This is a genomic window from Variovorax paradoxus B4, assembly GCF_000463015.1.
Classification (GTDB): Bacteria; Pseudomonadota; Gammaproteobacteria; order Burkholderiales; family Burkholderiaceae_C; genus Variovorax; species Variovorax paradoxus_E.
Window position 1 is genome coordinate 5,038,880 of sequence record NC_022247.1, and the last position, 19,525, is coordinate 5,058,404.

19 protein-coding genes and 1 tRNA gene are annotated in these 19,525 nt (G+C 69.8%); 14 read left to right on the forward strand and 6 right to left on the reverse strand.

What is annotated here, in order from left to right; all coding sequences use genetic code 11:
* Nucleotides 1-84 precede the first annotated feature (84 nt).
* From VAPA_RS23450 to rbsD, 6 genes are read left to right on the forward strand one after another with little or no spacing between them, the layout of a single operon-like run.
* Entirely contained in the window at nucleotides 85-1,041 is a 957-nt protein-coding gene (locus VAPA_RS23450) for a sugar ABC transporter substrate-binding protein (protein ID WP_021012499.1), read from the forward strand.
* Nucleotides 1,042-1,079: 38 nt separating this feature from the next.
* Nucleotides 1,080-2,699, forward strand: coding sequence for a sugar ABC transporter ATP-binding protein (locus VAPA_RS23455; RefSeq protein WP_021012500.1), 1,620 nt, complete (start codon nucleotides 1,080-1,082; stop codon nucleotides 2,697-2,699).
* Nucleotides 2,696-3,679, forward strand: coding sequence for an ABC transporter permease (locus tag VAPA_RS23460; protein ID WP_021012501.1), 984 nt, complete (start codon nucleotides 2,696-2,698; stop codon nucleotides 3,677-3,679). Before VAPA_RS23455 ends, VAPA_RS23460 begins: the two co-directional genes overlap by 4 nt.
* Before the next feature lie 22 nt (nucleotides 3,680-3,701).
* Entirely contained in the window at nucleotides 3,702-4,805 is a 1,104-nt protein-coding gene (locus VAPA_RS23465) for a LacI family DNA-binding transcriptional regulator (protein ID WP_021012502.1), read from the forward strand.
* On the forward strand, nucleotides 4,802-5,770 hold the full coding sequence (gene rbsK / locus VAPA_RS23470; protein WP_041946221.1) for a ribokinase: 969 nt from the start codon (nucleotides 4,802-4,804) through the stop codon (nucleotides 5,768-5,770). The genes VAPA_RS23465 and rbsK overlap by 4 nt, the downstream gene beginning before the upstream one ends.
* Nucleotides 5,767-6,165 carry a D-ribose pyranase gene (gene rbsD, locus VAPA_RS23475; protein ID WP_021012504.1) on the forward strand — a complete coding sequence of 133 codons (399 nt, stop codon included), beginning with the start codon at nucleotides 5,767-5,769 and terminating at the stop codon, nucleotides 6,163-6,165. Before rbsK ends, rbsD begins: the two co-directional genes overlap by 4 nt.
* 10 nt (nucleotides 6,166-6,175) lie before the next feature.
* Here rbsD and VAPA_RS23480 read toward each other — a convergent pair whose 3' ends face one another.
* Nucleotides 6,176-7,057, reverse strand: coding sequence for an MOSC domain-containing protein (locus tag VAPA_RS23480; protein WP_021012505.1), 882 nt, complete (start codon nucleotides 7,055-7,057; stop codon nucleotides 6,176-6,178).
* 90 nt (nucleotides 7,058-7,147) lie between these two features.
* Between VAPA_RS23480 and VAPA_RS23485 the strand changes: the two genes are divergently transcribed.
* Genes VAPA_RS23485 through VAPA_RS23500 form a run of 4 tightly spaced genes read left to right on the forward strand, consistent with a single transcriptional unit; the run spans nucleotide 7,148 to nucleotide 11,710 of the window.
* Nucleotides 7,148-8,284, forward strand: coding sequence for an FAD-dependent monooxygenase (locus tag VAPA_RS23485; protein ID WP_021012506.1), 1,137 nt, complete (start codon nucleotides 7,148-7,150; stop codon nucleotides 8,282-8,284).
* Between the two features lie 20 nt (nucleotides 8,285-8,304).
* Entirely contained in the window at nucleotides 8,305-9,027 is a 723-nt protein-coding gene (locus VAPA_RS23490; RefSeq protein WP_021012507.1) for a DsbC family protein, read from the forward strand.
* Nucleotides 9,027-10,883 (forward strand): M61 family metallopeptidase, encoded by a 1,857-nt coding sequence (locus VAPA_RS23495; RefSeq protein WP_021012508.1) that lies wholly within the window; start codon nucleotides 9,027-9,029, stop codon nucleotides 10,881-10,883. Before VAPA_RS23490 ends, VAPA_RS23495 begins: the two co-directional genes overlap by 1 nt.
* A 47-nt stretch (nucleotides 10,884-10,930) precedes the next feature.
* Nucleotides 10,931-11,710, forward strand: a complete 780-nt coding sequence (locus VAPA_RS23500) for an enoyl-CoA hydratase (protein ID WP_021012509.1) — start codon at nucleotides 10,931-10,933, stop codon at nucleotides 11,708-11,710.
* 49 nt (nucleotides 11,711-11,759) lie between these two features.
* Here VAPA_RS23500 and VAPA_RS35260 read toward each other — a convergent pair whose 3' ends face one another.
* Entirely contained in the window at nucleotides 11,760-13,028 is a 1,269-nt protein-coding gene (locus VAPA_RS35260) for a hypothetical protein (protein ID WP_021012510.1), read from the reverse strand.
* Nucleotides 13,025-13,696, reverse strand: coding sequence for a sigma-70 family RNA polymerase sigma factor (locus tag VAPA_RS23510; protein WP_021012511.1), 672 nt, complete (start codon nucleotides 13,694-13,696; stop codon nucleotides 13,025-13,027). Before VAPA_RS23510 ends, VAPA_RS35260 begins: the two co-directional genes overlap by 4 nt.
* 147 nt (nucleotides 13,697-13,843) lie before the next feature.
* On the opposite strand from VAPA_RS23510, the gene VAPA_RS23515 reads away from it, so the two are divergent.
* Nucleotides 13,844-13,920: transfer RNA gene (locus VAPA_RS23515), tRNA-Met, on the forward strand.
* A gap of 236 nt (nucleotides 13,921-14,156) precedes the next feature.
* Here the strand turns inward: VAPA_RS23515 and alkB are convergent.
* Nucleotides 14,157-14,819, reverse strand: coding sequence for a DNA oxidative demethylase AlkB (gene alkB, locus VAPA_RS23520; protein ID WP_021012512.1), 663 nt, complete (start codon nucleotides 14,817-14,819; stop codon nucleotides 14,157-14,159).
* A complete protein-coding gene (locus VAPA_RS23525; RefSeq protein ID WP_021012513.1) occupies nucleotides 14,816-16,270 on the reverse strand; it encodes an aminotransferase-like domain-containing protein in 1,455 nt (484 codons plus the stop codon). Before VAPA_RS23525 ends, alkB begins: the two co-directional genes overlap by 4 nt.
* Nucleotides 16,271-16,368: 98 nt before the next feature.
* Here VAPA_RS23525 and VAPA_RS23530 point away from each other — a divergent pair, with 98 nt between their 5' ends.
* Genes VAPA_RS23530 through VAPA_RS23540 form a run of 3 tightly spaced genes read left to right on the forward strand, consistent with a single transcriptional unit; the run spans nucleotide 16,369 to nucleotide 18,582 of the window.
* Nucleotides 16,369-16,557, forward strand: coding sequence for a DUF2970 domain-containing protein (locus VAPA_RS23530; protein WP_021012514.1), 189 nt, complete (start codon nucleotides 16,369-16,371; stop codon nucleotides 16,555-16,557).
* Complete coding sequence (locus VAPA_RS23535) at nucleotides 16,554-17,285, forward strand: c-type cytochrome (RefSeq protein ID WP_021012515.1); 732 nt, start codon at nucleotides 16,554-16,556, stop codon at nucleotides 17,283-17,285. Before VAPA_RS23530 ends, VAPA_RS23535 begins: the two co-directional genes overlap by 4 nt.
* Before the next feature lie 7 nt (nucleotides 17,286-17,292).
* Nucleotides 17,293-18,582, forward strand: a complete 1,290-nt coding sequence (locus tag VAPA_RS23540; protein WP_021012516.1) for a c-type cytochrome — start codon at nucleotides 17,293-17,295, stop codon at nucleotides 18,580-18,582.
* A gap of 25 nt (nucleotides 18,583-18,607) precedes the next feature.
* Here the strand turns inward: VAPA_RS23540 and VAPA_RS23545 are convergent, their stop codons facing one another.
* The gene (locus tag VAPA_RS23545) at nucleotides 18,608-19,477 is read right to left on the reverse strand and encodes a UDP-2,3-diacylglucosamine diphosphatase (protein ID WP_021012517.1); all 870 of its coding nucleotides are present in this window, start codon (nucleotides 19,475-19,477) and stop codon (nucleotides 18,608-18,610) included.
* Nucleotides 19,478-19,525 lie beyond the last annotated feature (48 nt).

The following is a 19,525-nucleotide window of genomic DNA, read 5'->3' on the forward strand; positions in this document are numbered from 1 at the left end:
TTGCGCAAACGTTTTCGTTGGTTAATATCGGTGCCCCCGGCCAGAGACCGGCGCACCGCTCAACCACCTCAGGAGACAACAGCCATGAAGTTCACCCGCCGTACGCTGCAAAGCACAGCCGCCCTGGCGCTGCTGGGCGCCCTCGCCGCCTCGCCCGCGCTCGCCCAGGACAAGCCCAAGGTCGCGCTGGTCATGAAGTCGCTGGCCAACGAATTCTTCCGCACCATGGAGGACGGCGCCAAGGCGCACCAGAAGGCGCATGCCGCACAGTACACGCTGATGGCCAACGGCATCAAGGACGAGACCGACACGGCCGCCCAGATCAAGATGGTCGAGCAGATGATGGCGCAGAAGATCAACGCGCTGGTCATCGCGCCGGCCGATTCGAAGGCGCTGGTGCCAGTGGTCAAGGCGGCCATCGACCGCGGCATCCTCGTCGTCAACATCGACAACCAGTTCGACGCCGCCGCGCTGAAGGAAAAGGGCATCCAGGTGCCCTTCGTCGGCCCCGACAACCGCGCCGGCGCCAAGCTGGTCGGCGACGAGTTGGCCAAGAGCCTGAAGGCCGGCGACAAGGTCGGCATCATCGAAGGCGTGTCGACCACCTTCAATGCGCAGCAGCGCACCCTCGGCTACCAGGACGCCATGAAGGCCGCCGGCGCCACGGTGGTGGGCGTGCAGTCGGGCCAGTGGGAAATCGACAAGGGCAACACGGTGGCCGCCGGCATGATGCGCGAGCACCCCGACCTGAAGGCGCTGCTCGCAGGCAACGACAGCATGGCGCTCGGCGCGGTCGCTGCCGTCAAGGCCGCGGGCAAGACCGGCAAGGTGCTGGTGGTGGGCTACGACAACATCGGCGCCATCAAGCCGATGCTGGCCGACGGCCGCGTGCTCGCCACCGCCGACCAGTTCGCGGCCAAGCAGGCGGTGTTCGGCATCGAGACCGCGCTCAAGGCGCTGGCCGAGAAGAAGCCGCAGTCGGCCATGCCGGCCGAAGTGAAGACCGACGTGGTGCTGGTCACCAAATCGTCGGCGAAGTAAAAAAAGGGCCGACGTTGAACGCACCTGCCGCCGCTGCCATGAATGCCGGCCTTGCCGTCCCCGTGCTCTCGCTGAGCGCGCTCGGCAAGGACTATGCGGCGCCGGTGCTCGACGACGTCTCTCTGGTGCTGAATGCCGGCGAAGTGCTCGCGCTCACGGGCGAGAACGGCGCCGGCAAGAGCACGCTGTCGAAGATCGTCTGCGGCCTGGTGCAGCCCACGCGCGGGCAAATGCTGCTCGATGGCGCCGCGTTCCAGCCCGCATCGCGCCGCGACGCCGAACGGCTGGGCGTGCGCATGGTCATGCAGGAGCTGGGGCTGGTCACCACGCTGTCGGTGGCCGAGAACCTGCTGCTCGACCGGCTGCCCAACCGGACCGGCTGGATTCGCCGCGGCAAGCTGCACGAACTGGCCGCGCGCCAGCTCGCGAAGATCGGCATGCAGAACATCGACCCGGCCACGCCCGTGGCGCGGCTGGGCATCGGCCAGCAGCAGATGGTCGAGATTGCGCGCAACCTGCAGGACGACACGCGCGTGCTGGTGCTCGACGAGCCCACCGCCATGCTCACGCCGCGCGAAACCTCGCATCTCTTCGAACAGATCGAACTGCTGAAGGCGCGCGGGGTGGTCATCGTCTACGTGTCGCACCGGCTCGAGGAACTGCAGCGCATTGCCGACCGGGTGGCGGTGCTGCGCGACGGCCGGCTGGTGGACGTGCGCGCCATGGCCGGCGTGCGCGAAGCCGAGCTGGTGCAGCGCATGGTGGGCCGCGCGGTGCACGAGCACGAAGGCCGCGACCGCCGCGTGGCCGGGCCGGTGCTGCTGAGCGCGCGCGGCATTGGCCGGGCCGAGGCCGTGAAGGACGTCGACATCGACCTGCACGCGGGCGAAGTCATGGGGCTGGCGGGACTCGTCGGCTCGGGCCGGACCGAACTGGTGCGGCTGCTGTTCGGCGCCGACCGGGCCGACCGTGGCGAAATCCTTCTCTACGACGGCATCGCCACCACGCAGCCGGTGCTGCGCGCCCGCAAGGGCTGGCGCTCGCCGATGCAGGCCATCCGCGCCGGTATCGGCCTGGTGACCGAAGACCGCAAGTCGCAGGGGCTGCTGCTCACGCAGTCGATCCGCGTCAACGCCACGCTGAGCGACCTGGGCGCGATTTCGCAGGCGGGCTGGCTGCAGCGCGCCAAGGAGCGCGGCATTGCCCGGCGCCTGGTGGAGCTGCTGCGCATCCGCTCGCGCAGCATCGAGCAGCCGGTGGCCACCCTGAGCGGCGGCAACCAGCAGAAGGTGGTGTTCGCGCGCTGGCTGCACCGCGAATGCAAGGTGCTGCTGCTGGACGAGCCCACGCGCGGCGTGGACGTCGGCGCGCGCGCCGATCTGTATGCCGAGCTCGACCGCATGACCGACGCCGGCAAGGCGCTCTTGATGGTGTCGAGCGACCTGCGCGAGCTCATGGCCATGTGCGACCGCATCGGCGTGATGAGCGCCGGCCGGCTGGTCGCGGTGTTCGAGCGCGGCCACTGGAGCGAGCAATCGCTGCTGGCCGCTGCCTTCAGCGACGCGGCAGGACGCGCCTCTACCCTGACGCCCCCGACGGCGGGCTCCGCCATTTCCGATTCGAATCCGGGCCAACCGGCCACCGCCGACACACCATGACCGCAGCCGCTGCCACCTCCGCCCCGCCCTCCGCCCTGAAGGGCCAGCTGGGCACCTACGTGGGCCTGACCGTCGTGCTCGTGGGCATGGTCGCGCTCTTCGGCACGCTGAGCGAATATTTCCTCTCGCGCGAAACCTTCATCTCCATTGCCAATGAAATTCCCGCGCTGGCGGTGATGGCGGTCGGCATGACCTTCGTGCTGATCATCGCGGGCATCGATCTCTCGGTGGGCTCGGTGCTCGCCCTCAGCGCGGCCGTCACGGCCGCCGCCATCCTCCAGTGGAAGCTCTCGGTGCCGGTGGCCGCGGCACTGGGCCTTGCCACCGGACTGGTGTGCGGCAGCGTGACGGGCGCGGTGTCGGTCGCATGGCGGCTGCCGAGCTTCATCGTCTCGCTGGGCATGCTGGAGGCCGTTCGCGGCGGCGCCTACCTGGTCACCGATTCGCGCACGCAGTACGTGGGCGACGCCATCTCGGGCCTGGCCGCGCCATGGATCGGCGGCATCTCCGCGGCCTTCGTGGTCGCGGTGGTGCTGGTGGCCGTCGGCCAGCTGGTGCTCACGCGCACGGTGTTCGGCCGCCACGTGGTGGGCATCGGCACCAACGAAGAAGCGATGCGGCTCGCGGGCATCGATCCGCGGCCGATCCGCATCATCGTGTTTGCCGCCACCGGCCTGCTGGCCGGGCTCGCGGGCCTGATGCAGTCGGCCCGGCTCGAAGCGGCCGACCCCAACGCCGGCGTCGGCATCGAGCTGCAGGTGATTGCGGCCGTGGTGATCGGCGGCACCAGCCTCATGGGCGGGCGCGGCTCGGTGGTCAACACCTTCTTCGGCGTGCTGATCATCGCGGTGCTCGAGGCCGGGCTTGCACAGGTGGGCGCCAGCGAGCCGAGCAAACGCATCATCACCGGCGCGGTCATCGTTGTTGCGGTGATCATCGACACCTTGCGCCAGCGCCGGGCCGATCGCCGCCTGGCCTGAGGCGGAAAAAAAGGGAAGCACCATGGCCACCATCAAGGACGTCGCGCTGCGCGCGGGAGTTTCGGTCACCACCGTCTCGCACGTGGTCAACGACACGCGCCACGTGAGCGCCAAGGGGCGCGAGCGCGTGGAAGAGGCCATCCGCGAACTGGGCTACGTGCCCAACGCCATGGCGCGCAGCCTCAAGAGCAACACCACGTCGACGCTCGGCATGCTGATTCCGAACAGCTCGAATCCCTACTTTGCCGAGATCGTGCGCATCGTGGAAGACCGCTGCTTCGGCGCCGGCTACACGCTGGTGCTGTGCAACACCGACGACGAGCCGCGCCGCCAGAGCGTCTACCTGCAGGTGCTGGCCGAGCGCCGCATCGACGGCCTGATCGTGGTCTCGACCGGCGCCGGCGACGACGATTCGCTCGTCACGCAACTGCACGGGCTGCGCATTCCCACGGTGCTGGTCGACCGCGAGATTGCCGACCCGGCCTGCGACCTGGTGGAAACCGCCCACATGCAGGGCGGCCTGCTCGCGGTGCGGCACCTGCTGTCGCTCGGCCACAGGCGCATCGCCTGCATCGGCGGGCCGGTGGGCGTGATGCCGAGCGAGCAGCGCATCGAAGGCTGGCGCATGGCGCTGGCCGAGGCCGGCGCCACGCCGAACGCGGACGCGCTGCTGTGGCGCGGCGGCTTCACGAGCCAGGGCGGCTACGAGGCGATGCACGCCATCCTGCGGACCGAGCAGGCGCCCTCGGCCGTCTTCGTCTGCAACGACCTGATGGCCATCGGCGCCTTGCGCGCCGCGCACGAAAGCGGCGTGCACGTGCCCGACGAGCTCTCGATCGTCGGCTTCGACGACATCGAACTCTCGGCCTACACCAGCCCGCCGCTCACCACCGTGGCGCAGCCCAAGGAGCGCATCGGCGCGCTGGCCGTCGACATGCTGCTGGAGCGCGTGGGCGGCAAGCGGCGCGATGCGCGCAAGGTGGTGCTGCAGCCCGAGCTGCGCGTGCGCGCCTCGACCGCGCGGCACGCGAGCTTCCGCGAGGCCGCCGCGCCGTCTTCTTCTTCCTCTTCCGCGCCTTCGTCCGAAGCGACATCCACGCAAAACCGAAAGTCCCGCGCCCCGTGAGTTCGAAGCCTTCCTCCCCTTCCAGCGCCGCCCCGCCGCCGCGCATCGTGGTGCTCGGCAGCCTGAACATGGACATCGTGCTGCGCGTGCCGCATGCGCCGGCCGCGGGCGAAACCCTGCTGGGCCATTCGATCGCCCACATTCCCGGCGGCAAGGGTGCCAACCAGGCCGTGAGCTGCGCGCGCGAAGGCGGCCGCGTGGCCATGATCGGCTGCGTGGGCGCCGACGCGCACGGCCAGGCGCTGCGCGAAGCCCTCGTGCGCGATGGCATCGACACCGCCGCGCTGCACACCAGCAGCAGCGAGCCCACGGGCACGGCGCTGATCCTGGTGGAAGACAGCGGCCAGAACCGCATCGTGATGATCCCCGGCGCCAACGCGCAGGTCGAAATCGACGAGGCGGTGCTGCGCCAGCAGCTGCAGGGCACGGCCTTCCTGGTGACGCAGTTCGAGATACCGATGGACCAGGTGGCGCGCGCGATCGCCGTGGCGCACGGCGCGGGCTGCAAGGTGCTGCTCAACCCGTCGCCGGTGCAGCCCATCGCCGAGCCGCTTTGGCCGCAGATCGACACGCTGGTCGTCAACGAGATCGAGGCCCAAGCCTTGTGCGGCCAGCCGGCCGACAGCCCGCAGGAAGCCGCGCTGGCCGGCCAGGCCCTGCGCGCCAAGGGCATTGCGCGCGTGGTCGTCACGCTCGGCGCGCGCGGAGCCGTGGCCATCGATGCCGACGGCGCGCGCCACCACCCCGCGCCGAAAGTGCAGGCGGTCGACACCACAGCCGCAGGCGACACCTTCCTGGGCGCACTGGCCGTGGCACTGGGCGAAGGCCAGTCCTTCGACGAAGCCGTGCGCCTGGGTATCCGTGCCGCCGCGCTGTGCATCCAGCAGCCCGGCGCCCAACCTTCCATTCCGCAGCGCGATGCCGTGCTTCGCAGCCCCATGCCCCCCGACTGGACCCCGCTGTGAAACGCTCTCCCCTGCTGCATGCCGAACTCTCGCAAGTGATTGCCGCGCTGGGGCACGGCGACATGGTGGTCATCGGCGATGCGGGCCTGCCGATCCCGGACGGCCCCCGGCGCATCGACCTGGCGCTCACGCCGGGGATTCCGCGGGTCGCGGACGTGCTCAAGGCCGTGCTGTCGGAGATGCAGGTGGAGCGCGCGCTGATCGCGCGCGAAGCCATCGGGCAACTGCCGGCGGGACAGCTGCCGGCGTGGTGCGAAGGCCAGCTGGCCGCCCTGCCGGAGACGGTGTCGCACGAGGAACTCAAGCGCCTGAGCGCGCGCGCCAAGGCGGTGATCCGCACGGGCGAATGCACGCCCTACGCCAACATCGTCCTGTGCGCCGGCGTAACTTTCTAGATAGAGCCCGCTATTCGAAGCGGTAGTTCGCACCCACCGCCTGCCCCACCTTGAGCATGTGCTCCACGCCCTGCAGCACGATGCAGTTCATGCCGAAGGTGATGCGTCCATCGACGCGCGGATCGGCACGGTAGGTGCGCAGCATGTCGCCGACCTCGGGGCTGCTCGTGGCCGTGGCCGGGTCGATGTCGGGAATCGGGCAGCGGGTGCAGGGCTTGACGGGCTTGAGCTCGGCCTCGCCTTCGCCGGTTGCGACGTGCAGCGCGTCGACCCGGTCCTCGTCGTGCGACTCGATGCCGGCCAGCACGATGTTCGGCCGGAAGCGCTCGATGCCGACCGCATCGTGGCCAGCAGCGGCCAGCCGCTCGTTGAGTTCGGCCAGCGAGCCCTCGCTGGCCACCAACAGCGGAAAGCCGTCGGCGAACTGGTTTGTCGCCTCGACGCCATCGGTCCACTGCAGGCTCGACAGGCGCTTGTGCTCGGGGTCGAAGCGCACCAGCCGCAGCGCCTGCGGCTTGCCCGGCTCGGAGAGAAAGTCGCTGAACCACTGGGCCGCGATGTCGCCCATGTCGTAGGCCGCCACCTCGTCCTTCCAGACGCGCACGCGCACCGGTTTCTCGACCCGGTCGAACGCCAGGTGCAGGGCCAGCATGCCCGGCGCGCGCAGCACCACTTCCATGTGCTTCATCTGCGGGCGGATCAGCGCCATGCGCGGCAGCTGCCGCTGGGTCACGAACTCGCCCTGCGCGTCGACCACCATCCAGGCGCGGTCGAACTCCAGGCCGGTCTCTGTCAGCAACGCCTCGGGAAGCTCGACCCCCGCGCACGATTTGACGGGGTAGACGAACAGGCGCGCAATGGTGGCTTCAAGATCGAAAGCGGGCTGTGGCACGTGGGGTTCCTTGGAATTCGGCAGCGATTGTCCCGCATCGGCCCGCCAGCGGCGCAGCCCGGGGGATGGGCTTGTTCTTACAATGGCCGAATGGCCCTCCCTCCTGAAGTTTGCATTCGCGGCGCCGGCATCGTGGGCCGCACATTGGCCCTGCTGCTCGCGCGCGAGCGCGTGCGCGTCGCGCTGGTGGTTCCGCCCTCCGCGGCGGGCAAGGAAGACATCCGGGCCTACGCGCTCAACACCGCCTCCCGCACCTTGCTCGAATCCCTGCGCGCATGGCCCGACGCGGCGCATGCAACGCCCGTGCGCGAGATGCTCGTGAACGGCGACGAAGGCGGGCGGGTGCAGTTCAGCGCCGTGCGGCAGAAGGTCGATGCGCTGGCCTGGATCGTCGACGTGCCCGCGCTCGAGCAGCAGCTGGCCGATGCGGTGCGCTTCCAGCCCCTGGTCGAGATCGTGTCCGAGCCCGTGCCCGCGCCGCTCACGGTGGTGTGCGAAGGCAAGGCCAGCGCCACGCGCGACGCGCTCGGCGTGAGCTACGCGGTCACCCGCTACCCGCAGCATGCGATTGCGGCGCGGCTCGAAGCGGCGCAGCCGCACGACGGCGTGGCGCGCCAGTGGTTCAACGACACGGGCGAGGTGCTGGCGCTGCTGCCGATGGGCGGCGTGCAGGGCCGTTCGCTGGCGCTGGTGTGGTCGGTCGACCAGCTCCGCGCGCCCGCCCTGCTGGCGCAAGGCGACGAGGAATTCAGCGCCGCGGTGAGCGAAGCCAGCCATGGCGCGCTCGGCGCGCTTCGGCTCACGAGCGAGCGCGCCGCCTGGCCGCTCGCGCGCGCCATTGCCGACCGCTGGACCGGCACCATGCCGCAGGCGCAGGGCGCGGCCGCACAGTCGTGGGCACTGGCCGGCGACGCGGCCCACACGGTGCATCCGCTCGCGGGCCAGGGCCTCAACCTCGGCCTCGCCGATGCGGCCATGCTGGCCGAGGTGATCCGGCAGCGCGAATATTGGCGCAGCGTGGGCGACCCGCGCCTGCTGCGCCGCTACGAGCGCGCGCGCCGCGCCGACGTGCTGCAGATGAGCCTGGCCACCGACGGCCTGCAGCAGCTGTTCTCGCACAGCGTGGGGCCCCTGCCCGCGCTGCGCAACTGGGGCATGCGCGGTTTCGACCGCACGCGCCTCCTCAAGCACTGGATCGCCAACCAGGCGATGGGCTTGAAGGCATGAATCCATCGACCGGACTTCCAATGAAACTCGCACGCAACCTTCTTCTCGCCGCCTGCACGCTGGCTGCGGCCGCCACGGCCCTGGCCGGTGAGGCCGAGATCCGCAAGAATCTTCCGGCGCGCATTCCGCAGTTCCCCACCATCGACGAAGTCACCAAGTCGCCGCTGCCGGGCCTCTACGAAGTGCGCGTGAACGGCTTCCAGATCTACTACACCGACGAGCAGGGCAACTACCTGCTGCAGGGCAACCTCATCGACGTGAATGCGCGCAAGAACCTGACAGAGGAGCGCATCGAGAAGCTCAGCCAGGTCTCGTTCGACAAGCTGCCCGTGAAAGACGCCATCAAGATCGTGCGCGGCAGCGGCAAGCGCAAGCTCGCGGTGTTCGAAGACCCGAACTGCGGCTACTGCAAGCGCTTCGAGAAAGACATGAAGACGGTCGACAACGTCACCGTCTACCTGTTCCTCTACCCCGTGCTCGGCCCCGACTCGGCCGTCAAGTCGCGCGACATCTGGTGCAGCAAGGACAAGGGCAAGGCATGGGGCGACTGGATGGAAACCAGCGTCAAGCCCGCCACCGCGGCAACCAGCTGCGACGTCACGGCCCTGCAGCGCAACGTCGAATTCGGCCGCAAGTACAACATCACCGGCACGCCCACGCTGATCTTCAGCGACGGCACCCGCGCGCCGGGCGCCATTCCCGCGGAGCAGGTCGAGAAGCAACTCGCCGCATCCATCAACTGATGGCCACGCCGACCGTTTCCCGGCGCGCGCGAGCGGCTGCGCCGGCCGCCGCGGTGCGCTACCGCATCGAATGCGCCGACCTGCATGCGCACCTCTTCGCCGTCACCCTGACCATCGAAGCCCCCTCCGCGCAGCAGCGCGTGACGCTGCCGGTGTGGATCCCGGGCAGCTACCTGGTGCGCGAGTTCGCAAAAAACCTGCAGGGCCTGCGCGCCACGCAAGGACGCCGCAAGCCCGCACTGACGCAGCTCGACAAGTGCAGCTGGCAGGTCGATTGCGTGCCGGGCCAGCCGCTGGTGCTGCACTACCAGGTCTGCGCCTATGACAACTCGGTGCGCACGGCGTGGCTCGATGCCGACCGCGGCTTCTTCAACGGCACCAGCCTCTGCCTGCGCGTCGAGGGCCAGACCGATGCGCCGCATGCGCTGGAAATCGGCGCCCCCGCCTTGCCGCCCGGCGATGATGCGCGCTGGTCGTGCGCCACCGCGCTCGTTCCTTCGAAGATCGACAAGCATGGCTTCGGCCGCTACCTCGCCGCCGGCTACGACGAGCTGGCCGACAGCCCGGTCGAGATGGGCCCCTTCTGGAGCGCCGAGTTCGAAGCCTGCGGCGTGCCGCACCGCTTCGTCATCGCAGGTGCCGCCGCCTCGTTCGACGGCGAGCGCCTGATCGCCGACACCCAAGCCATCTGCGAAGCCGAGATCCGCTTCTGGCACGGCGACAAGGCCGGCAAGCGGGGCGGCCCCAAGCTGCCGATCGACCGCTACGTGTTCATGCTCAATGCGGTGGACGATGGCTACGGCGGGCTCGAGCACCGGCACTCCACCGCCCTGATCTGCAACCGGCGCGACCTGCCGCAGCGCGGCGCGAAGAAGCAGCCCGAGGGCTACACCACGCTGATGGGCCTCATCAGCCACGAGTACTTCCACACCTGGAACGTCAAGCGCATGCGCCCGGCCGAGTTCGCGCACTACGACTACGGCCGCGAGAACTACACGCAGATGCTGTGGTTCTTCGAGGGCTTCACCAGCTACTACGACGACCTGCTGCTGCGCCGCGCCGGCCGCATCGACGACGCGGGCTACCTGCGCCTGCTCAACAAGACCGTGAACCAGGTGCTGCAGACGCCGGGCCGGCTCGTGCAGTCGGTGGCCGAGGCGAGCTTCGACGCCTGGGTCAAGTACTACCGGCAGGACGAGCAAACGCCCAACGGCACCGTCAGCTACTACACCAAGGGCGCGCTGGTGGCACTGTGCTTCGACCTCACGCTGCGCCGCGAAGGCAAGGGCACGCTCGACGACGTGATGCGCCACCTGTGGACGCAAGGCGATGGCGGCCCGATCAGCGAAGCCGACGTGGCCGCGGCGCTCCAAGCCGTGGGCGGCCGCTCCTATGCGGCCGAAATCGCGCAGTGGGTGCATGCTACCGACGAGCTGCCACTGGCAGAGCTGCTGCGCGCGCACGGCGTGGCCGCGCTCGAGGATCCGTCGCAGCAGGCGCAGGCACTGGGCCTGCGCGTGGCCGAGGCCAACGGAAGCGTTCAGGTCAAGGTGGTGCTGCGCGGCGGCGCGGCCGAAAAGGCCGGTTTCTCGGCCCACGACGAATGGATCGGCATCGAGTTGCCCGCCGTCGGCCGCAGGGGCCAGCAGCGCCCCGCGCAGGCCTGGCGCATCGCCAAGCTCGACGACCTGGCGCTGTACCTCGGCGACGCCACCCGCTGCACCGCGCTGGTGGCGCGCGACCGCAAGCTCCTGAGGCTGCCGCTGGTGCTGCCGGAGGGTGCGACCACCTGGCGCCTGTTCTCGCACGACGCGACGAAGGTCGCGGCCTGGCTCGCGCCGGGCGCGCGGCGCTGATCAGCGCATATAGTGAACCGCGTTTTTCCCTTCCCCTGGAGACACCCATGAGCTACGAAAACATCGAAGTGCGGACCGAAGCAGGCAAGGTCGGCATCGTCACCCTCAACCGCCCCAAGGCGCTCAACGCGCTCAACGACGCACTGATGACCGAGCTGGGCACCGCGCTCAAGGCCTTCGACGCCGACGACGCCATCGGCTGCATCATCCTGACGGGCAGCGAACGCGCCTTCGCGGCCGGCGCCGACATCGCGGCGATGGCCAAGTACAGCTTCATCGACACCTACAAGGGCGACTACATCACGCGCAACTGGGAAACCATCCGCTCGATCCGCAAGCCGGTGATCGCGGCCGTGAGCGGCTTTGCGCTGGGCGGCGGCTGCGAGCTGGCGATGATGTGCGACTTCATCATTGCGGCCGACAACGCCAAGTTCGGCCAGCCCGAAATCAAGATCGGCGTGATCCCCGGCGCCGGCGGCACGCAGCGCCTGCCGCGCGCGGTGGGCAAGAGCAAGGCGATGGACATGGCGCTCACCGCCCGCATGATGGACGCGGCCGAAGCCGAGCGCGCGGGCCTCGTGAGCCGCGTGGTGCCGTACGAAAAGCTGGCCGACGAGGCACTGGGCGCCGCGCTGGTCATCGCGGGCTACTCGCAGATCGCGGTGATGGCGGCCAAGGAGTCGGTCAACCGCGCCTTCGAGAGCGGCCTCTCCGACGGCGTGATGTTCGAGCGCCGGCTGTTCCATGCGCTGTTTGCCACGGCCGACCAGAAGGAAGGCATGGACGCCTTCCTCGCCAAGCGTCAGCCGGACTTCAAGAACGCCTGAGCGACAGCCTGCGCCTCGTTGCGCACCGCGCCGGCGGCTGCTTGCTGCGCTACCGGCGCGCGAGCAGCGCCTTCAACTCGGCCAGCGCCTGCGCCGGCGGCGTGCCGACCGACGCGCCGGCCGCCGTGCCCTGCGGCGTCCAGCGCACCTGGTCGCCCGCAATCTCGAGCACCGCGAGCAAGGTGGCGCCACGGTAGAGCTCCAGCCGCGCCTCGACGGGCGCGGCCAGTTCGGCGCCCGGCGTGGTGGCCGAACGGGCCAGCGTGTTGACCAGCGCGGCCAGCCCTTGGGTGTCGCCGCGGGCATGGCGCACGCCCTGCCCGGCGCCTGTTGCGTTCAGCGACGTCCATTGGTCGAGCGCCGAGAACGCCGGCGCACCCTCGGCCGGGCTTGCCGCGGCCTTGCCAGCCACCACAGCCGCGCGCGGCGCGGGGGCCGAGCGCAACATGCCGGAGGCGGCCTCGGCGCTGGGGCTGCGCTGCGGCGCCGACAGGGCTGGAGAAGACGCAGAAACGCCGCCGCCGGCGGCCTCGCGGGCGACAGGCGGCGCGGCGGGAGCCATGGCGGGAGGAGGCGGCGCCGGTGCGATCGCTGCTGCTGGTGGCGCTGGTGCGGGGAGTGGCAAGGACTCTGGCGCGGCCTCGCTGATCTGGGGCTCGGGCGCTGGTGCAGCAGCCTGCTTGCCGGAGGTCGGCGGCGCCGATCGGCGCATCGCGATATCCCTGCTTCGCAGGGACTCTTCGCTCACCGCGTCTCGTGCCGCATCGGCCTGCGGCTGCGGCTGCGCCCGAGCCGGAGCCGGAGCCGGAGCGGGCGCCCGAGCCGGAGCGGGCGCCGGTGTCGCAGCTGGTGCCGGTGCTTGGGCAGGTGCTGGCGCCTGAGTCGCAGTTGGGGCCGGAACCATGGCCGCAGACGGCACCCCCTCCGGAGCGGTCGCAGGCGCCGAGGCAACTCCCGCCTCTCCATCCAGCCGCGCATCGGGCACCGGTTCGCGATGCCAGAGCACGGTCACGAAGGTGGCCAGCAGCACGGTCGCAAAGGCCGCGTTCCACGGCATGCGCGCACGCGATCCCCCGCCGCCGCCGAGCAGCCGGCGCCACCACGGCGCGGCACTCTTGTCTTCGGCCGCCGGCGCCGCTGCGGGAACGGGTGCGAGGTTGTGCGCCATCTTCCGGATGGCGTCGCGGGTGCGCGGATCGGGCAGCGCGTCTCTGTCGGGCGCATGGTCGAGCGCGCGGCGCAGTGCGGGATCGCGCAGCGCCGCGTCCTCGCCGCCATCGTCGAAGCCAGGGGTGCCGTTGCCGCTGCCGGTGTTCATGCGCGCTGCTCCAGCACCGACAGGTAGCGTTCCATGCAGCCGCGCAGTTTTTGCAGCCCATAGCGCAGGCGGCTGCGCACGGTCTCGAAGCCGATCTCCAGGCTGGCCGCCAGCGCCTCGACGGTCAACCCGTCTTCATGGTGCAGCAGGAACGCGGCGCGCTGCTCGGCCGGCAGTTCGTCGAGGCAGGCCAGCAGGCGCCGCCCGGCGGCGCGCCAGAACGCGAGTTCTTCGGCCGATGGATGCGCCGCGGCATCCATCGCGCCGCGCACGCCGCGGTCGAGCGTGGGAAAGGCGGTAGCGTCGTCGCCATCATCCGGATGCGCATCGAGCGCCACCTCGCGCCCGCTCACGCGCAACCGGTCCATCGCCAGGTTGTGCGCAATCGTGAAGGCCCAGGTGCGCCAGGCGGCGCCCTGCGGCGAGAAACTGTCGCGCGCCGAGATGATGCGCACCCAGGTGTCCTGGAACACCTCGTCCGCCTGCGCGGCCAGCCGGGTGCCCAGCAGCCGCTTGACGAAACGGAACAGCCCGCCCTCGTGGCGCGCGTAGAGCACGTCGAACGCCGCGCCGTCGCCACGCGCATAGGCCAACATCAACTGGTCGTCGGGCATGGCGTCGCGCTCGGTGGAGGCTTTGGCGGAAGGGGCGCGGGGCAGCGCAGACATCGGCGGATTTTCACCCGGGGTTGTACGGGCGGCGGCCGGCTTCGGGGTTGGCCGTCGCAAAAAAGCACCGAGTGCTGCGCGCCGGGCTTGATTCAGGGCCCACAGCCTGCGCTATAATCTTGGGCTCGGTGCAAAACTGTGCCGAACGGCTCTTTAGCTCAGTCGGTTAGAGCGATGGAATCATAATCCACAGGTCCGCGGTTCGAGTCCGTGAAGAGCCACCAACATTATTGAAAGCCTTGCAAGTCAACGACTTGCAAGGCTTTTTTGTTTTTCGAGACGGCCGTTCCAATTCCTCGTTGCGTCTGGTTTTTTTGCCACCAGGCCCGGTGCCCATTCCGCAGGCAACCTAGTGCCAACCCCCGTCAATGCTGGCTCTGGCGTCCCCGGTCCTCAGACAACCCACAGAGTTGTGCACAGAAAAAAGGAACAAGTCATCAATTTGACTTGAACGGCCGCTTCACCCCGCTTTGCGGAAAGTCAGGTTGATGCGCCGGCTGCCCAGCAGCGCGTGTGGCCGGTCCTCCAGCGGCAGCACGCCGTGATAGCGCAGCCGGTCGGGCCCGCCCCACACCACCACATCGCCGTGCACCAGCGGAATGCGCGCGGCCCTGTCGCTGCGCGCGAGCCCGCCGAAGAGAAAGGTGGCCGGCATGCCGAGCGATACCGAGACGATGGGCGCGCCGTAGTCGCGCTCGTCCTTGTCCTGGTGCAGCGACAGCCGCGTGCCGGGTTCGTAGCGATTCACCAGGCAGGCGTCGGGCTCGAAGCCCGCGAATCCGGCCTCGGCGGCCGACGCCTGGGCCAGGCGCGCAAAGGCCGCCGGCATGGCGGGCCAGGGCTGGCCCGTTTCGGGATCGTGTTCGCCATAGCGATAGCCGCGCCGGTCCGAGATCCAGCCGAGCCGGCCGCAGTTGGTCATCGCAACCGACATCGTGAAGCCGCCGGGGGTCACCAGGTGGCGGAAGGCAGCGCGCTGCTCGACCTCGTGCAGCGCGGACAGCAGTTCGTCGACATAAGGCAGTGCGAATCCGCGCAAGACGAACGCGCCGGGCCCGATCGCCTCCTTGCCGCGCGGCGATGCGGCGTCTTCGAGGGCATCGGAGAAAAGATCGAAGGTCACGACACCACGATTTTCTCGCGCGGTGGGCTGCCTGCCGCCGCCGCTGCCACCAATCGCCCCAGGGTCTGCATCGCCTTTTCGCTCTGCGCATCCCAGGCGTGCCCGTAGTTCAGGCGCAGGCAGTGCGCGAAGCCGCGCGTGGCCGAGAAGATCGGCCCCGGCGCCACGCTGATGCCCAGTTCCAGGGCCTTGCGATGGATTTCGAGCGCATCGACCTGCGCCGGCAGTTCGACCCAAAAGAAATAGCCGCCCAGCGGCCGCGTGGCGCGCGTGCCCTCAGGAAAGTAGTGGCCCACTGCCTGCGCGAAGCTCGCCTGCTGCACGGCCAGAACCTGGCGCAGCTTGCGCAGGTGCTTGTCGAGGCCGCCTTTTTCCAGGTAGCTCGCCAGTGCGAGCTGCGCTGGCACCGAGGTGCTGAGCGTGGTCGTCAGCTTCAGCCGCGCCACGTTACGTGCAAAGCGCCCGGCCGATGCCCATCCGATGCGGTAGCCCGGCGCGAGGCATTTCGAGAACGACGAGCAATGCAGCACGAGCCCCTGCGTGTCGAAAGCCTTGGCCGGTGGCGGGCGCCGGTCGCCGAAGTAGAGCTCGGCATACACGTCGTCCTCGATCAGCGGCAGCGCGTGCCGCGCGAGCAGTTCGACCAGCGCCTTCTTCTTCGCGTCGGGCATCAGGCTGCCGAGCGGGTTCTGGAAGGTGGTCATCAGCCAGCAGGCCTTGGGCTTGTGGGCCGCAATGGCAAGCTCCAGCGCAGCCAGGTCGATGCCTTCGCCGGGATGCGTCGGCACCTCGATGGCGCGCAGGCCCATGCGCTCCAGCGCCTGCAGGGCCGCATAGAAGGTGGGCGATTCGACGATCACCGAATCGCCGGGGCGCGTGACCGCCGCGAGGCACAGGTTGAGCGCCTCCAGCGCACCGTTGGTGACGACGATTTCGTCGGCCGGCACCTGCATGCCGTCGCCCAGGTAGCGCAGCGCAATCTGCCGGCGCAGGGCCGCGCTGCCGGGCGTGAGGTCGTCCACGGTGCTCCACGGGTCGAGCGACTTGGCGCTCGCGGCCATGAACTGGCCCAGCCGCGCGAGCGGAAACAGCAGCGGGCTCGGAAAGGCCGAGCCGAAGGGAACCACCTTGCGCGACATGCTGGCCTCCAGGATGTCGAACACGTGGTCGCTCACGTCGAGCGACTTCGGCCCGTCCGCCGGGCGCGACGTGAGGTTGGCCTCGGGCGGTGCATCGCGCAGCCCGCCGCCCGTGACGTAGTAGCCCGAACGGTCCCGCGCGCGCACCAGCCCGCGCGCCTCCAGCAGGTAGTACGCCTGGAACACGGTGGACGCGCTCACGCCCCGGCTCTCGCCGGTGTGCCGCACCGAGGGCAGCCGGTCGCCGGTCTTGAGCGTGCCGTGGCGGATCGACGCCTCGATGTCGGCGGCAAGGGCTTCGTAGCGCTTCATTGCGGGGCGGTCTTCATTCGAGGGGACTTTATCTGCTCCGGTGATTTGGTTCGGATCTGCATCTGTTTTTTTGGCTGCGCTTGCGGCACAGTCGGTGCATGTCCAATCTCATGCGCGCGGTACGCGCCGTTCTCTGGAGTTTCATCGGGCTGGGCGGCCGCCGCGCGGATGCCGACCGGCGCACCGCACGGGTGGGGCTGCTGCCGCTGATCGGCGTCGCGCTGGTCACGGTGCTGCTGCTCATCGGGGGGCTGCTGGCGCTTGCGCACTTCGCGGCCGGCACATGAAGAAGAACAAGGCCGCCCGCCGGTTCGCCGCAATTGCATTGCTGCTGCTCGGCCACGGCATCTTCGCCATGGCGGCCGCGCCGGCCACACCCGCCGCCCTTTCCGCCAACGGAATCGAGCAGCGCGTGGCCGCCTGCATCGCCTGCCACGGGCGCGAAGGCGCCACCACCAATGCCGGTTATTTTCCGCGCCTCTCGGGCAAGCCCGCGGGCTACCTGTTCAACCAGCTGCGGAGCTTTCGCGATGGCCGGCGCTTCAACGCCGACATGAGCTACATGGTGCAGCACCTCTCCGACGCCTACCTGATGGAAATGGCCGAATACTTCGCGGACCTGGACCTGCCCTACCCGCCCGTCTCGCCCGCGAGCGACGCGCCGGCCGCGCAGTTGGCACGCGGCCGCCAGCTCGCGCTCGAAGGCGATGCGGCGAGGCGCATTCCGGCCTGCGTGCAATGCCACGGCGCCGCGCTCACCGGCGTGCAGCCGGCGATCCCGGGGCTGCTCGGCCTGCCCCGTCTCTATGTGTCGTCGCAGCTCGGCGCCTGGCTGACCAGCGAGCGGCATGCGCTGGCGCCCGACTGCATGGCCGACATCGGCCGCCGCATGACGACGGCCGACATCAACGCCGTGGCCAGCTGGCTCGCGGTGCAGCCGATGCCGGCCGATCCGAAGCCCGCGGCCTCGCTGCCCGCCGCGCTGCCGATGCACTGCGGCGGCATGCCGAAGTGAGGCGCCGATGAAGATGCGACACCTCGGCTGGACGCTGCTGATTCTGGTGCTGCTGCTGGGCGCCGCGGCCGGCGGCATCGTGGCGCTGAACCTGCGCGGCGAAGACCCGCTGCCGCAGCAGGCCGAAGCCTTCAATGCCACGCCCCAGCTGATCGAGCGCGGGCGCTACCTTGCGCTGGCCGGCAACTGCGCCGGCTGCCACACCACGCGCGGCGGCCAGCCCTACGCCGGCGGGCTGCCGATCGAGACGCCGTTCGGCACCGTGTATTCGAGCAATCTCACGCCCGACGCGCAGAACGGCATCGGCAGCTGGAGCAGCGCGCACTTCTGGCGCGCGATGCACAACGGCCGCAGCAAGGACGGCCGCCTGCTGTACCCCGCGTTCCCGTATCCGAACTTCACGCAGGTGACGCGCGAAGACTCGGACGCCATCTACGCCTACCTGCGCAGCGTGCCGCCCGCGACAGTGCCCAACCTGGCGCACCGGCTGCGGTTTCCCTACGACACACAGGCCGCGCTGGCTGTCTGGCGGGCCCTCTCCTTCAAGCCCGAGGCTTTCGTGGCCAACGCGGGCAAGCCAGCCGAATGGAACCGGGGCGCCTACCTGGTCGGCGGGCTGGGCCATTGCATCGCCTGCCACGGCAGCCGCGACTCGCTCGGCGCAACGCAGGCGAAGCTGGGGCTTTCGGGCGGGCTGATCGCGGTGGAGAACTGGTATGCGCCATCGCTTGCCGACCCGCACCAGGCCGGCGTGGCCGATTGGCCGGCGGCCGACGTGGTGGCGCTGCTCAAGAACGGCGTTGCGCCGCGCGGCTCGGTCATGGGGCCGATGGCCGACGTCGTGTTTCGCAGCACGCAGTACTTGAGCGAGGCCGACCTGACCGCGATGGCCAGCTACCTGAAGGACCTGCCCGGCGTGCCGGCGCAAGCCGCGGCACCCGCACGCGCCGCCGCTACATCCACGCGCCGCGATGCCGGCACCATGGCGCGCGGCGCCAGGATCTACGACCAGCAATGCGCCTATTGCCACGGCGACCAGGGCCAGGGCGCGCCCGGCGCCTTTCCGCCGCTGGCAGGCAACCGCGCCGTGAACATGGCCGAGACGACCAACCTGATCCAGGTGATCGCACACGGCGGCTACCTGCCCTCCACCGCAGGCAATCCGCGGCCCTATGGCATGCCGCCCTTCGGGCAGACGCTCGATGCGGGCGACGTGGCCGCAGTGCTCACCTTCGTTCGCGGGTCGTGGGGCAATGACAGCCCGCCCGTGACGCAGCTCGACACGATGCGGCGCTGAGGGGCTGCTCGATCGCAGTGCCTGCTCAGGCCGCCACGGGCTGGCTCTGCGCGCCCGCTTTCGCCGGCACCGGCATGTGCTGCGCCCAGTCGATGATCTCCAGCGTGCCGTCGGCATGCTCGGCCAGCGCCGTGAGGCTCTCGACCCAGTCGCCGTCGTTGCAGTAGAGGATGCCGTCGATGTCGCGCATCTCGGCATGGTGGATGTGGCCGCAGACCACGCCCTGCACGCCGCGCTTGCGGGCCTCCCGCGCCACGGCGTTCTCGAAGTCGCCCACGTAGCTCACGGCGCGCTTGACCTTGCCCTTGAGGTACTTGGAGAGCGACCAGTACGGCAACCCCATGCGCGCGCGCAGCGAGTTGAGGTAGCGGTTGAGCTTGAGCGTGAATTCGTAGAGCGAATCGCCCACGTGCGCGAGCCACTTGGCGCACTGGATCACGCCGTCGAACAGGTCGCCGTGGATGATCCAGAGCTTGCGGCCGTCGGCGGTCTCGTGGATCCATTCCTCGGCCACGTCGATGCCGCCGAAGTTGTGGTTCAGGTACTTGCGCGCGAACTCGTCGTGGTTGCCCGGGATGAAGATCACGCGGGTGCCCTTGCGCGCCTTGCGCAGCAGCTTCTGGATCACGTCGTTGTGCGCCTGCGGCCAGTACCAGTTCCGCTTGAGCTGCCAGCCGTCGATGATGTCACCGACCAGGAACAGGGTCTCGCACTCGGTGTGCTTGAGGAAATCGAGCAGCGCGCGGGCCTGGCAGCCCGGCGTACCCAGGTGCAGGTCGGAGATCCAGAGGGTGCGGCAGCGCAGCGGCGGGCGCGCGAGATCGTCGTCCTCCGGCTCGGGGGCCCGGGTCGCGGTGTCGCGCCATGCGCGCAGGAAAGCGTCGTCGCGTTGCATGGACGGGTAGGCTCCCACCAACGCGTGACCGGGCGATGGCGATCCCGT